Source organism: Puniceicoccus vermicola (assembly GCF_014230055.1).
Lineage (GTDB): Bacteria > Verrucomicrobiota > Verrucomicrobiia > Opitutales > Puniceicoccaceae > Puniceicoccus > Puniceicoccus vermicola.
This window is the reverse complement of sequence record NZ_JACHVA010000019.1, coordinates 18,118-31,603: the sequence shown is the minus strand read 5'-3', so window position 1 is coordinate 31,603 and position 13,486 is coordinate 18,118. Positions and strand designations below refer to the sequence as shown.

Annotated in this window: 13 protein-coding genes; 11 read left to right on the top strand and 2 right to left on the bottom strand. The window is 55.2% G+C overall.

All coding sequences use genetic code 11. The annotated features are described in order from the left end of the window. The first annotated feature begins 14 nt into the window (after positions 1-14). From rfbA to H5P30_RS01480, 8 genes are all read left to right on the top strand, one after another. Positions 15-896, top strand: coding sequence for a glucose-1-phosphate thymidylyltransferase RfbA (gene rfbA / locus H5P30_RS01515; protein WP_185691199.1), 882 nt, complete (start codon positions 15-17; stop codon positions 894-896). A gap of 37 nt (positions 897-933) precedes the next feature. Further along, positions 934-1,851 carry a glycosyltransferase gene (locus H5P30_RS01510; RefSeq protein WP_185691198.1) on the top strand — a complete coding sequence of 306 codons (918 nt, stop codon included), beginning with the start codon at positions 934-936 and terminating at the stop codon, positions 1,849-1,851. Further along, a complete protein-coding gene (locus H5P30_RS01505) occupies positions 1,844-3,010 on the top strand; it encodes a glycosyltransferase family 4 protein (protein ID WP_185691197.1) in 1,167 nt (388 codons plus the stop codon). Before H5P30_RS01510 ends, H5P30_RS01505 begins: the two co-directional genes overlap by 8 nt. Before the next feature lie 52 nt (positions 3,011-3,062). After that, positions 3,063-4,136, top strand: a complete 1,074-nt coding sequence (gene rfbB, locus H5P30_RS01500; protein ID WP_185691196.1) for a dTDP-glucose 4,6-dehydratase — start codon at positions 3,063-3,065, stop codon at positions 4,134-4,136. A gap of 80 nt (positions 4,137-4,216) precedes the next feature. Further along, entirely contained in the window at positions 4,217-5,614 is a 1,398-nt protein-coding gene (locus H5P30_RS01495) for a TolC family protein (RefSeq protein ID WP_185691195.1), read from the top strand. Between the two features lie 74 nt (positions 5,615-5,688). After that, complete coding sequence (locus H5P30_RS01490) at positions 5,689-6,825, top strand: efflux RND transporter periplasmic adaptor subunit (RefSeq protein ID WP_185691194.1); 1,137 nt, start codon at positions 5,689-5,691, stop codon at positions 6,823-6,825. Positions 6,826-6,905: 80 nt separating this feature from the next. After that, positions 6,906-8,093: an ABC transporter permease gene (locus H5P30_RS01485; protein WP_185691193.1), complete on the top strand. Its 1,188-nt coding sequence runs from the start codon at positions 6,906-6,908 to the stop codon at positions 8,091-8,093. Continuing rightward, complete coding sequence (locus H5P30_RS01480; RefSeq protein ID WP_221774251.1) at positions 8,065-8,823, top strand: ABC transporter ATP-binding protein; 759 nt, start codon at positions 8,065-8,067, stop codon at positions 8,821-8,823. The genes H5P30_RS01485 and H5P30_RS01480 overlap by 29 nt, the downstream gene beginning before the upstream one ends. Before the next feature lie 104 nt (positions 8,824-8,927). Here the strand turns inward: H5P30_RS01480 and H5P30_RS01475 are convergent, their stop codons facing one another. Further along, complete coding sequence (locus tag H5P30_RS01475; RefSeq protein ID WP_185691192.1) at positions 8,928-10,067, bottom strand: MalY/PatB family protein; 1,140 nt, start codon at positions 10,065-10,067, stop codon at positions 8,928-8,930. 11 nt (positions 10,068-10,078) lie between these two features. Continuing rightward, the gene (locus H5P30_RS01470) at positions 10,079-10,393 is read right to left on the bottom strand and encodes a hypothetical protein (RefSeq protein ID WP_185691191.1); all 315 of its coding nucleotides are present in this window, start codon (positions 10,391-10,393) and stop codon (positions 10,079-10,081) included. Here H5P30_RS01470 and amt point away from each other — a divergent pair. From amt to H5P30_RS01455, 3 genes are read left to right on the top strand one after another with little or no spacing between them, the layout of a single operon-like run. Beyond that, the gene (gene amt, locus H5P30_RS01465; RefSeq protein WP_185691190.1) at positions 10,386-12,533 is read left to right on the top strand and encodes an ammonium transporter; all 2,148 of its coding nucleotides are present in this window, start codon (positions 10,386-10,388) and stop codon (positions 12,531-12,533) included. The two genes, H5P30_RS01470 and amt, sit on opposite strands and share 8 nt — an antisense overlap. Before the next feature lie 48 nt (positions 12,534-12,581). Next, a complete protein-coding gene (locus H5P30_RS01460) occupies positions 12,582-13,106 on the top strand; it encodes a SiaB family protein kinase (protein ID WP_185691189.1) in 525 nt (174 codons plus the stop codon). 2 nt (positions 13,107-13,108) lie between these two features. Further along, positions 13,109-13,483, top strand: coding sequence for a DUF1987 domain-containing protein (locus tag H5P30_RS01455; protein ID WP_185691188.1), 375 nt, complete (start codon positions 13,109-13,111; stop codon positions 13,481-13,483). Positions 13,484-13,486: the final 3 nt, after the last annotated feature.

Sequence of the window (13,486 nt, the reverse complement as noted above, 5' to 3'; positions counted from 1 at the left end):
ATTCTAACCACTTTATGACTACCCAAAAGCAACGCAAAGGCATCATTCTCGCTGGGGGATCGGGCACTCGTCTCTTTCCGCTAACCCGTGCGGTCAGCAAGCAGCTCATGCCTGTCTACGACAAGCCGATGGTCTATTACCCTCTGTCGGCTTTGATGCTCGCCGGGATTCGGGAGGTGTTGATCATCTCCACTCCGGAAGATCTTCCGCTCTTTCGTAAACTCCTCGGCGACGGTTCGGGTCTCGGGATGAGTTTTTCCTACGAAGAGCAACCTCGGCCGGAGGGGCTCGCTCAAGCCTTTTTGATCGGGGAGAAGTTTCTCGACGGTGCCCCGGCGGCGCTCGTTCTCGGTGACAACCTTTTCTACGGAGGCAATTTCACTTCCGCGATTCGCAACGCAGCCGATTCCGACGAGTCGGTCATTTTCGCATACGAGGTTTCCAACCCCAAGGCCTACGGGGTCGTCGAGTTCGACGATTCGGGCCGAGTGGTCAGCCTCGAAGAGAAACCGGAGAAACCGAAGTCCCGTTTTGCCGTCCCGGGAATTTATTTTTACGAAGGGGATGTCTGCAAGATGGCTCGTTCGCTCAAGCCGAGCGCGCGTGGCGAGCTGGAGATTACGGACCTCAACCGACTCTATCTGGAAGAAGAGCGTTTGCGCGTCGAAGTGATGGGCCGTGGCACCGCTTGGCTCGACACCGGAACTCATGACAGTCTGCATGCGGCGGCTTCCTTCGTGCAGGTGATTGAGCAACGGCAGGGCCTGAAGATCGCCTGCATTGAGGAAATTGCTTTCCGCAATGGATGGATCAATGAGCCTCAGCTGGAAGAGCTTGCCACTGCTTTGGGGAAGACCAGTTATGCGGATTACCTCCGAGCCCTGATTCAGGATTGATCCGGTCGGGGAGGGGATTGCCGAGGGCGAGGGGCGCGTGAATAGTCGGGCAGAGGCTCCAGCGGTTTCGATTATCACCGCACTCTACAATCGGCTCGACCTGACGCGCACGTTTCTCGACGAGCTGGCGCAAACCCTGAGGGAAATTCCTTACGAGGTCATCCTAGTGGATGACGGCAGCACCGATGGCACCCGGGAGTTCCTGCGCGAACTGGACCGTCCTGAGGTAAGGGTCTTGCTGAATGAGGAAAACCTCGGCTTCGCTGGATCAAACAATCGGGGAGCGGCAGAGGCCAAGGCCCCAATTCTGGCCTTTCTCAACAACGATCTGGTCCTGCGACCGGGATGGATCGAGCCCATGATCGATTGCTTGGACGATCGATCCGGGATGGTCGGAAATGTGCAATTAAATGCTCATACCGGCAGGATCGATCATGCGGGCATTGTCTTTGCGCCGTGGGGAATCCCCGAACATTGGGGTCAGAACTATCGTTCGATCCCGAAGACCGGAATGCGTTCGTTTCGGGCGGTCACCGCGGCCTGTTGCCTCATTCGCAAAGAGTTATTCGAATCCATGGGAGGTTTCGATGCCGATTACCGTAATGGGTTTGAGGATATCGATCTCTGCTTGCGGCTCGATGAGGCTCAGCACGAAAATCGCGTCGCTTTTGGCAGTCGGATTGGGCACTGGGTCAGTGCGAGCCCCGGGAGAAAGGATCGGGATGACGGGAACATTCGTCGTTTTTTGGCCCGGTGGGGAGACCAGACCGAGAAGTGGGGACTGCAGGATTGGCCCAAGCATTACCTAAAGCGACATGAGACCTGTCCTTGGAAGCTCAATGGTCGCAAAACCTGGGATGCTTTGACCTTCCTCCTGCGGTTGCGTTCAAAGCCCTCCGCATGGATGCGGGCCCGGGCCGATTCCCTGCGCAAACACGGGAGGCCGAATGGATAAGATCTACATCGACGCTACCGCAACGGCTAACACGCTGCATCACACCGGAATCCAGCGGGTTGTGCGAAGCCTTATCCTCTATGGGGCGGTGCGGATGGAAGAGTGGATCCCCGTGATCTGGAGTGGAGAGGGCTTTCGGGCTCCCACCCGCGGAGAGCGCCGCCGGCTGATTGATGTCTTTTCCCGCGGGCTTCACCGGAAAAGGGGCATCTCCCGATTTCTCGACCGCTGGGAGAAGAAATGGGAAATCGATTTTTTACACGAACCCGAAGGAACCCTCCTGTTGATTCCGGAGATACCGAGTGGCGATCGATTGCGATTTTTGGATGACCTGGCCGCTACCGGTGCCCGCCAGATGGAGATGGCGGCGGTCTGTCATGACTTGTTGAGCTGGAGTAGCCCGCAATGGACTCCCGATTCCCGACGGGAGGGATTCACGGATTACCTTCGCTTTCTCGGTTTGGTGGAGCGGGTGATTTGCCCTTCCCAGGCCACGGCTTCGGAGTGGCAGCGTTTTCAGCGGGAAGAAGGAGTCGCGGGAGCGGAGCCGGAAGTGCTTCCATGGCCTCCGGGAGGAGGGCGGAGTCATCCGGCAAGGCAGGAGCGGCCGCTGGAGATCCTTTGTGTGGGGACCCTCGAGGCGCGGAAGAATCATGCTGCGCTTTTGGAGGCCGCCGAGTTGCTCTGGACGGAGGGAGTGGAGTTTTCGCTCACTCTAGTAGGCCGCCGGCGGGCGAAGAATGAAAATGAGATTCCCGACCGGATCGCGGAATTGCGCTCAAAGGGTCGCTCGGTCGACTGGCTCGGACAAGTTTCCGATGCGGAGTTGGAAGAACTTTACGCGAAGGCGGCCTTCACGGTTTTTCCCTCGCTGGCGGAAGGTTATGGCCTCCCCGTGGCGGAGTCACTCGTGCGGGGGCGGCCCTGTGTCTGTTCCGGCGAAGGGGCCGTGGGGGAAATCGCGGCTGGGGGAGGATGCCGGACGGTGCGCGTTGAAGATCCTGGCCAACTTTCGGCCGGCATCCGCGATCTGTTGACGGAACCGGAGTTGCGCGAACGACTCGCTCGTGAGGGGCTGGCTCGTTCCTGGCCTACTTGGGATGAATGGATGAGCCAATTGGCGGCCGAAGAGCCGGACGCCTCGGAGGGGACGGCTTAAGATACTCTTGGACTTGCGTTTCCCCGTTTTGCGGACAAAGCATGATGGGTTTATGAGCAAGCAAGCGATTCTCGTCACCGGTGGATGCGGTTTCATCGGGTCCAATTTTGTCCGTTATCTCCTCTCGGACGGCCGTTTCGATGGCACCGTCGTCAATCTTGATGCCCTGACCTATGCGGGCAATCCGGCGAATCTGGCCGATTTGGAGGAAGATTCGCGTTACGTCTTGGTGGAAGGTAGTATCGGTGATGAAGCAGGCGTTTCTCGATTGCTGAAAGGGTATGACGTCACGGCCGTTGTGAACTTTGCGGCTGAGTCTCACGTCGACCGCTCAATCGATTCCCCCGAACCGTTTTTCGAGACCAACGTGAATGGAACTCTGCGAATGCTGCAGGCGGTTCGGAAGTTCTGGAAGGAGCTTCCTGAGGACAAGGCGAAGGCTTTTCGCTTTCTCCATGTTTCGACCGATGAGGTCTACGGATCTCTGCTTCCGGAGGATCCTGCTTTCACCGAGAAGAATTCCCATTGCCCGAACAGCCCATACTCCGCCTCCAAGGCTGCGAGTGACCACATCGTGCGGGCTTACCACCACACCTACGGACTTCCCGTGGTTACGACTAACTGTTCGAACAATTATGGTCCGTTTCAGTTTCCCGAGAAATTGATCCCCCTGATGATTCTCAACGCTCTCGAGGGGAAGGATCTGCCGATCTACGGAGACGGGATGAACATTCGCGACTGGCTCTACGTGGAAGACCATTGTTCCGCCATTTTTGAAGTTCTGAAGAAAGGGCGAGTGGGGGAGACCTATAATATCGGAGGGAAATGCGAGCGGCCGAATATTGAGATTGTCGACCAGATCTGTCAGATCCTCGACGAGGTGAGCCCCCGCGAGGCAGGAGGTTCTTATCAGGACCAGAAGATTTTTGTGACCGACCGTCCCGGCCATGACCGCCGCTACGCGGTTGATGCGACCAAGATTGAGACAGAACTCGGGTGGACTCCTGCAGAGACTTTTGAGACTGGCATTCGCAAGACGATCCTCTGGTATCTCGAGAACCGCGAATGGTGCGAAGAGATTAACCGGAGAAAATACAAACGCGAGCGAATGGGGACTAATGTATAATGGCAGGTCGCCGAATATTTGACGGTGCCGCAGTTTATTTTAGTTGAAGCCCTCCGCTCCTCCCTCTTTCTTCACCTCCTATGACGGTTTCCAAACTCCTCCCGAGGGTTCTCCCCTTTGTTTTACTCGCCCTGCCCGTCGGGTTCATTTCCGCCCAAGAAGAGGGCGGCGCGGTTGCAGAGGGCTCTACTCTGCGGATGACCGATTTGCCTTTACCCGAGGATTACTATCCGGGGCTCCGACAGATCCTTGAAAAAGCAGGGCGCCAAGCTCCGGAATTGGTTCGGGTCGGGATTGACCGTGAGGTCGCGCAAGAGCGTCTTCGCATCGCCCGCTCGCGCTATTACCCGAGTTTGGGAATCGGAGGTAACCTCGGTTATCGTTACGTTCAACGGAGTGGGGAAGAAAGTGACGGCAGTGCTTCCGGTTCGGTTTCGGTCGGTTTGAATCGTCCTCTCTTTTTCTGGGGTGCCGTCGAAGCTGGAGTCGAGCAGGGAGAGATTGATTTTGAGAACAGCCTTTTGGAGACCAAGGAGAAGTTTCAGACCACGGTGCAACGCCTGCGGGACCAATACCTTGAGTTGATCCTGAATGAAATGCAGCTGCGCAATCTCCGCCTGCGCCGAGCCAATTTGGAAACCAGCTTGGCCCGTCGCGAATCGGATTACCGTGCAGGGCGCCTTTCTGAGGAAGAATACCTTTCTTATCTCATTGAGTTGGACAACTCCCTCATCGAAATCGAAGAGCTCGAAGACGAGCGCAATGAGACCCTCTCTTCATTCAAGCGAATCAGTGGTGTGCAAGAAGATCCGCAAATCCCTTCTGGAGTTTCTCCCATTAACCTTGATGCGTTGGAGGCGGAGATCCGTGGAGATGAATTGGATCCGACTTGGGTCGAAGAAACTTTCAACATTCAGCTGAACCGGAATACGATGGAGAAAATCGATCTGGATTCGACTATCATCAAGTCTCGTCAGCGACCGAACGTCAGCTTCAGTGCCAGCGTCAGCCAAGCTCCGGTGAACACCGCGACCGCCAATGATGTGGACACAATTCGTTGGTTTGCCGGTCTCTCTGTGAGTTGGAACGTATTTGACGGTTTCGCGACTCAGGCCAGCCGTCGTATCAATCTCTTGCAGAAGCGTCGCCTTGAAAGCCAGATTCGTACCAACATCGACCTTCTTGAGGAAGAGCGCTATAAGATGACCAATGACCTGATGGCCATGATCCGCAAGCAACGGCTTGTCGAACGGCGGTTCGACCTGGACTCGAAGATCTATTCACGGGTGAAGACCCAGTATGGCCAAGGTCGGGTTTCGATGAATGAATTCCGGAGCAGTCAGGCGGAATTTTATGCTGACGAGTACAATCTGCACGTTGCTCGCGCGGCCCTTCTCCAAGCCATTGCCGACTACCTCGTGGTCATTAATGCAGACCGGGCCGTCGACTATCTCCAGTTCAGCGAGACTGACGTTTAAGCGCGGTCTTTTTGTGAAACTTTGAACGGAACCGCGGTTTCGTTCGTCTCCTGCTATTCAACCAAGACAAAGAATTGGCTAAGAAATCAAACTCCTTCCTTTCCCTATTATTAAAGATCATCATCCCTCTCGCCCTGATCGCGGGAGTCGTATGGTTCTTTTTGACGGGGCTACAACCGAAAGCAACCGTGGCTCCCGTTACCCGCGGTGTCGCTCTGGATGCGGTCCCAGGGAGTCTCACGGTTAATCCCGCTTACAGCCTGACTCTTACCACCGAGGTGAGTGGTCGGATCCTGAGCAGTTCTCTGGAGCTCGGTCGCCGGGTCGAAGAGGGGGAGCTCTTGGTTGAGATCGATCCGACCGATTTGCGTTTGCAGTACGAATCGTTCAAGGCGAATTACGAAGCCTTCAAGCAACGTATTGTCCTTCGCCAGGATGACGAAATCAAGCGGAAGCAAGCGGAGCAGGATCTGAAAAATTCGGAACGCCTCTACCGTGGAGGGAACCTTTCGGATTTGGATATCGAGCGGGCGCGGGAAAGTTATCAGCTCCTCCTTGAGAGTCAGAAAGAGCAGCAGATTTCGGATGACAACCAACTGGCTCAAATGGAGATTCAGTTGAAGGAATGGCAGCGTACACTCGAGAAAACGACAGTGTATGCTCCTGTTTCTGGGATCATTACCCGTATCTTTGCTTGGCCGGGTGAGCTTGTGGGAGTTCGCACTTCCCTCGCGACCCTTTACAGTGATGAGCTTCTCGTTGAGGCGAAGGTGAATGAAGAGAATTTTGCCGGCATCCAAATCGGGCATCCGGCTCGGATCCGTTTCCTCGCTTTTGGCGATCGGATCTTCCAAGCCCACGTTGAGAAGGTTCTTCCCAATGCGGACCCCGAGACTCAGCAGTATACGGTTTATCTGGAACTGGAGGAGGGCCAAGAGTATCTCCGCTCAGGTCTTACCGGTGAGGTCAGCATCATTAAGAACCGTCGGGAAGACACCCTTCTGGTTCCGCGTCGCGCCCTTTTTGGAAACTTCATTTACGTCGTCAACGACGGGAAGGTGGAGATGCGTCAGGTGCGTAGTGGATTCCTTGGTCTGAATCAGGCTGAAATCATTGAAGGCGTGAAAGAGGGGGATATGGTCATTTCCGACGAAATTGATCGATTCCGGGATGGCGACAACGTCTCCATCGCAAACCCATCTGAAAACTAGTCTCTCGGGGACCGTTCATGTTCCGAGGTTCAACCAATTTTCTGATCGCCGTTCGCTTTCTCCTATCGAGGAAGCGGTCGATGTTCATGAGCTTGATCGGGATTGTTTTCGGGGTCGCGTTCTTCATCGTGACCCAGGCGCAGACTTCCGGATTTGAGCAATTCTTCATCCGCACCATGCTGGGGGTGAACGGCGCTCTCCGGGTCGAAGACCGCATCCAGCAAACGATGCGCTCGATGGAAGTCGAAGGCGGAACGGGGTTCCAGATTTCGATGGAAGACGGAGTGGACTACGTCGAAGGGGTCGAGCATCCGGATGAGGTCATGGACGCGGTCCAGAGATTTCGCGAAGTCGTTTCCGTGGCCGAAGTCTTACGGGGTTCGGCGCAGATCAAGGGCAACTTTCGCGAGATGTATTGCAAACCCTACGGGATCGTCCTCGAGCGTTTCGTGAACGTCTCCGATCTCGCTACACAGATTGTCTACGGGAATCTGGACGATTTCCGCGACAACCCTTATGGGGTCTTGGTTGGGACAAAACTGGCCCAACGGATGATGCTCGATGTTGGCGATCCAGTCCTATTGGACGCCAGTGGAGAAAACATGCGCTTTCGGGTTTCGGGCATCTATGAAACCGGGATTGAGCAGGTCGACAAAGAGCGCGTCTTTGTTCACCTGCCGGCGGCAAGGACTTTGCTCAAGAAGCCGTTTGGGGTCTCCTATATTCAGGCGACGCTGCTGGACCATGAGCGTGCCCCGGAAGTCGCTGATCGAATTGAGCGTGTCGTCTGGCACGGTTCGATGAGCTGGCAGGAACGGGAAAAAACTTGGCTGCAGGTCTTCCGTGCCCTTCGGGTTTCCTCAGGGATCACGGTTTCGAGTATTATTTTGATCTCCGGTCTCGGCATGTTCAACACGTTGGTCATGATCGTGATGGAGAAAACCAAGGAGATCGCGATCCTCCGCTCCATGGGCTATCGGCGAAAAGACGTCGGCCGAATCTTTCTTTGGCAGGGATTCACCGTGTTGGTCATGGGACTTGCGCTCGGCTGCTCTTTGGCAGCGTTGTGCACGTATGGGATCTCGCGTCTGCCGATTCGAATCCGCGGGATTTTTGCCACGGACAGTTTTGTCGTTCATTGGGATTGGACCCACTATGCGACCGCATCGGTGATTGCCGCCGTGATCGTGATGGTCGCTTCCTACATCCCGGCGCGTCGCGCCTCACGACTTGAACCGGGTGATATTATTCGCGGAACCAGTGGCTAAGGGGATGGAGATGGAAGAGAAGAATCAAAATTCACAAGCCCCTGTCCTCCGATGCTCGAACATTCACAAGTATCTGGGGAAGGGTGAATCCGAGGTTCACGTCCTGCGGGGAGTTGGTTTGGAGTTACAGCCCGGGTTGATGTACTCGATCGTTGGACCCTCCGGTTGCGGCAAGAGTACGCTCATGTATCTCCTCGGTCTTCTCGACCGTCAGGATGACGGCGACATCTGGATTGCGGGCCAGGATATGGCCAAGGCTTCCGATGAAGTGCGCACTGACGTGAGAAATTCTTCCATCGGGTTTGTTTTCCAGTTCCACTTCCTGCTCGCCGAATTCACCGCTTTAGAAAATCTGATGCTCCCGATGAGGAAGTTGCAGAAGCTCTCCGACGAGCAAATGCGGGATCGCGCGCAGAGCCTTCTCGATGAAGTGGGCCTCGGTAACAAAGCGCACCGGTTGGCCAATCAGCTTTCGGGAGGGGAGCAGCAACGCGTCGCCGTGGCCCGCGCCCTCGCGAACGAGCCTGCGGTGATTTTCGCCGACGAACCAACCGGAAATCTCGACGTAAAGAATTCCACGATGGTTTTCGATCTCTTGAGGAAGCTATGCCACGAACATGGTCAGGCTGTGCTCATGGTAACGCACAATCAAAACCTGGCCAAACTCTGCGATGTCGTCCTCTCCATGCAGGACGGAGAATTCGTCGAGAACTCCAGAGAAAGCATCTGACGCCCCAAAGTAGCGAGAGCTTCTATGCTCTCGATTGGCGTCACAGGCTGGCAGCCTGTGGTACAGGAGTAGGGCAGTAGCTTTAGCTGCGCCTCTTGCGCCCGTTACAGCGAGTCAAAGGCCTGCTGCATCCGCTTGAGTCCCTCTTCCAGGGTTGCGGAGGGGCAACCGAAATTCAGTCGAAGCCACCCCGGGGCGCCGAAGGGGGCACCGTCGGAAAGACCCACTCCAAATTCTTCAAAGAATTGAGCGGGATCCTTCACCGGAAGTTGGCCGCAATCGAACCACGCGAGGTAGGTAGCTTCCATGGGGAAAATCTTCACGCGGTCGCTCTTGTCGGCGAAAAACTGGTAGACTCGGTCGCGATTCGTGCGAAGAACGGAGAGTAACTCCTGACGCCATGGCTCGCCGTGGTTGTAGGCGGCCGCGCACCCGGCGTAGCCGAAGCAGTTGATTTCGGTGATGATCCCCATGATCTGGCGCTTAAACTGAGCGCGGAGGCGGGTGCCGGGGATGACGGCGAAGGCGGTGGCGAGCCCAGGAAGATTGTAGGTTTTGCTCGGGGCGTAGAGGGAGACCACCTGATCCTTCTCGTTGTCGGAGAGGGTCAGGGTCGGAATGTGTTTTGCACTTTCGTCGAGGACGAGGTCACAGTGAATCTCGTCGGAGCAAAGGATCCAATTTTTCTCCCGGCAGAGTTCGAGGAGACGGCGGATGTCTTTTTCTGGAAAGCAGGTTCCCACAGGATTGTGGGGATTACAGAGGAAAAACGTGCCGCCAGCCGGTTGTTTCTCCAACTGGTCAAAGTCCATCGCCCAGCGGTCTCCTTCGCGTAGGAGCGGGACCGCGTTCAGAGGAACGTCAGCGTTCTTCGGAGCGCTGAGGAAAGGCGGGTAGACCGGAGTCGAGGTGATGACGGAGCCGCCGTCGTTGCAAAATGCTCGGGCAGCGAGATTCAGGGCCGGAACGAGGCCGGGGAGCCAGACTAGCGATTCGGCTGAAACTTCGAGGTTATGGCGGGTTTTCAGATAGGAGAGAACGGCGTCGATGGGCTCCTGGTGGGGGATGGTGTAGCCGAAGATCTCGTGATCCACTCTCTCGTGGAGGGCTGTGAGGATCTCGGGTGCCGATCGGAAATCCATATCCGCTACCCAGAGAGGCAGCACTTCTTTGCCCGCGTAACGGTCCCATTTAAGGCTTCCGGTTTTGGCTCGATCAGGAAATGTCGTGAAATCGTAAGTCATGGCGCAAACCATCATGAATGGAGAAAAGCTCTGGAGAGGTCGACGATTTCCTCTGGGAATTTGCCGAAGTTCGAAAGATGTGAAAAGGATGGGTCCTCTTCATGGCAGACGGGGATGGTCTTTGCCTCCCTGTTTTGATCCGTTTTTAGACCGACTTTGCTTGGATCTGCACTGATTTTGAAGGTTTCGCTCCGGATTTGGGGTTTGTCGGATTCTCCGCGCGGATTCAGTTGCTCTATTGAAGAGAATGTCCTTCCCCCTCTTGTTAAATTGAAGTAAACCATTGTTAAATTGGCGTTAAATTTGCTCATTAAAACTGTGGACACCCCTCTAGACATCCTTTGGGTTTTGCTGAGCGGAGCTCTCGTCATGTTGATGCAACTAGGTTTTTGCATGCTGGAGAGTGGTCTCGTGCGGACGAAGAACACGATCAACGTCGCGGCGAAAAATCTCGTGGATTTTTGTGTCGCGGTAATTGCTTATTGGGCAATTGGTTACGGATTAATGTTCGGGGCTGGAAGCACCGGCTGGTTCGGTGAGAATGAGTTCTTCTTTGAGGTGTCGACGGGATTCTCCGAAGGAGTCTTCTTTTTCTTCCAGCTGGTTTTCTGTGCCACTGCCGCCACGATTATCGCCGGTGCGGTTGCCGAGCGCATGAGGTTCTCGGGGTACCTGATCATCTCAATTTTGGTCACGGCCGTGATTTACCCGATTTCGGGACATTGGATTTGGGGTGGTGATGGATGGCTCGCCAATTTGGGGTTCATAGATTTCGCCGGATCTACCGTGGTCCACTCCGTTGGGGGCTGGTTGGCGTTGGCCAGCGTTATTGTCATCGGGCCTCGCATCGGTCGGTTCTCTACGGAGCGATCTCTCGCGAGTGGGCACAGCCTCGTGCAGGCCACTTTCGGGGTACTCATTCTTTGGTTTGGTTGGATAGGTTTCAATGGCGGGAGCACTTTGGCCTTTGATGCCTCGGTTCCAGGGATTATTTTCAATACTTTTCTCGCTGCTTCGGCCGGGGGCCTCATGATCTTGAGTCTCTCGCGGGCTCGGACCCGGATCTTCGATTTAAAGGAAATGCTGAACGGGGTCGTTGCCGGTCTTGTGGCGATTACGGCCTGTGCTCCCTACGTATCGGAGATCGAATCGATCATCATCGGTGTCGTGGGGGGAGTCCTCAGCTACTACGGATCTGTCTTGCTCGGAAAACTGCGGGTGGACGACGTCGTCGGGGCTTCCTGCGCCCACGGCTTCCCTGGGGTCTGGGGGACCCTGGCGGTTGCGATCTTTGGAGACCTCTCAATCCTCGGAACCGGCCTCACTCGGAGCGAGCAGTTTGGGGTGCAGGCTCTGGGGGTAGGGGCGGTCTTCGTCTGGACCTTCGTACTTGGGGGCCTCCTCATTTACGGGATCAACCGGGTCTTTCCTTTGCGGATTGGCGAGCGGGAAGAGCGGGAAGGTCTCAACGTCTGCGAGCACGGTGCCAGCACCGAGATTCTCGATTTGCTGGGGGATATGAGACGGCAGCGTGAGCGGGGAGATTTCTCCTCCCAGGTCCCGTTTGATCCCTATACGGAGGTGGGCCAGATCGCCCACGAGTACAACGGAGTCCTCGTGCGAGTGGCCGAGGAGATGACTCGACGGGAAGAGATGGCAGACAAACTGGCCGTGGAGAAAGAAGCGAGTGAGAAGGTGACTCGTGATCTGATGAGCAGCATTTCCTATGCAAAGAGAATCCAATCTGCAGTCTTTCCGGATCTCTCCTCTTTGGATTTGGACATCGCCGGTCATTTCCTGATTTTTGAACCGCGCGAAGCGGTTTCGGGTGATTTTATCTGGATTCACCGTAATTCGACTCGCCTGACTGCAGCGGTCGTCGATTGCACCGGGCACGGAGTCCCGGGTGCCTTCATGTCCTTGATCGGTCATACCTTTCTGAACGAGATCATCCTCGGGCAGAAAAGGGAGATGCCCGATGAAATTCTTGAGGAGTTGCACCGAAAGGTGAGATCGACGCTGAAGCAGGATCAACCGGGAGCGGATGCTCAGGATGGTATGGATGTTTGCATCGTTCGAATTGACTCGAGTTCTGTCGCCTTTGCGGGAGCCAAGCGTCCGTTGATGTGGATCCCGGCCACTGGTCCGAAAGCGGGCAAATGTCAGGTTTTGCGGGGAGATCGGAAATCGATTGGTGGCCGACAGAGAGAGGAGCAGCGCACCTTTAGCTGTGAGGTCATCAAGCGGGAAAAGGGGATGAAGCTTTACCTGTCCTCGGATGGCTTGGTCGAGCAGACGAATGAAAACCGCGAACCCTACGACACGTCTCGTTTCCGTCGTTTGCTTGAGAAGATTCACCGGGAGGATCCGGAGAAACAGCGGGAGGCGATTCTGAAGTCTCTCCGTGATTTCCAAGGGTCCGTTCGGAGAAAAGATGATGTCGCGGTCCTCGGGCTATTTCTTTAGAAGTCGGTCGCGCTTTCTGAGTTTTAAATTTATAAACACTACCACCTCATGTATCAGAAACTATTCGACTATTACCAGAATTTGAATCGAGAGCGGTTGATGCTTTCGGTGACTGGTCCGATTTCCCAGGAGATTGTAAAGCAATACGGAGCGTTGCTGAAGAGTATGGAGTCGATTTCGGAGAATCGGCGTCTGGTGGTGCTCGGAGTTTTTGTCGAGATGGCTCAGAATGTTCTCCGTTATTCGGCTGAGCAGGTGGGGGGCGTGGGCCTCGGGGTCGTGGTTATCTGTGAGGAAGACCATTGCTTTCAGGTTTCCTCGGGTAATCTCATTCCCATTGCGATACGGGAGCAGTTGGAGTTGAGCTTCTCCGCTCTATCGAAACTGGACCAAGAGGAATTGCGGACTTTCTATCGGGAGAAACGGCGGGAAGCGCGCAAGGGCACGGGCGATGGGGCCGGTCTCGGTCTCATTGAGCTGTTTAGAAGATGCGAGAAGGTGGAGTGTGGGTTTGAGCCGGTCGATGAGGATCAGCTCTTTTTCACCGTCACCGCAGGAGTCGCGAAGGATTAATCATGGAAGAATCGTTTATCATTCAGCCCACGGATTGTACCCCAAAGATCTCTTTGGATGCGCAGTTGGGGCAGTTAGTCATTGAGGGAGAATCCTTTCCGGAGAATGTCCGTGAGTTTTACGAGCCGATCGTGGAGAGGGTGGAGACCTATTTGAAGGCTTCTGATGGCTTGGAGGTTCGTTTCGATCTTCGTTATTTCAATACCAGTAGTTCAAAGACGATCTTGGATTTGCTGGAAATGCTCGAAGGCTTTTTCGACGAAGGGAAAAAGGTCCAAGTCGTTTGGCTCTACAAAGAGGGCATTGAGGTAATGCAGGAAAACGGTGAAGATTTCGCTTACGACCTGCGGATTCCCTTCGAACTCAAATCCTATTGACGG

Bases quoted from the DNA above. Each gene is read 5' to 3' on its own strand.
- rfbA (WP_185691199.1), top strand. From the start codon at position 15: ATGACTACCCAAAAGCAACGCAAAGGCATCATTCTCGCTGGGGGATCG.
- H5P30_RS01505 (WP_185691197.1), top strand. From the start codon at position 1,844: ATGGATAAGATCTACATCGACGCTACCGCAACGGCTAACACGCTGCAT.
- rfbB (WP_185691196.1), top strand. From the start codon at position 3,063: ATGAGCAAGCAAGCGATTCTCGTCACCGGTGGATGCGGTTTCATCGGG.
- H5P30_RS01495 (WP_185691195.1), top strand. From the start codon at position 4,217: ATGACGGTTTCCAAACTCCTCCCGAGGGTTCTCCCCTTTGTTTTACTC.
- H5P30_RS01485 (WP_185691193.1), top strand. From the start codon at position 6,906: ATGTTCATGAGCTTGATCGGGATTGTTTTCGGGGTCGCGTTCTTCATC.
- H5P30_RS01475 (WP_185691192.1), bottom strand. From the start codon at position 10,067: ATGACTTACGATTTCACGACATTTCCTGATCGAGCCAAAACCGGAAGC.
- H5P30_RS01460 (WP_185691189.1), top strand. From the start codon at position 12,582: ATGTATCAGAAACTATTCGACTATTACCAGAATTTGAATCGAGAGCGG.
- H5P30_RS01455 (WP_185691188.1), top strand. From the start codon at position 13,109: ATGGAAGAATCGTTTATCATTCAGCCCACGGATTGTACCCCAAAGATC.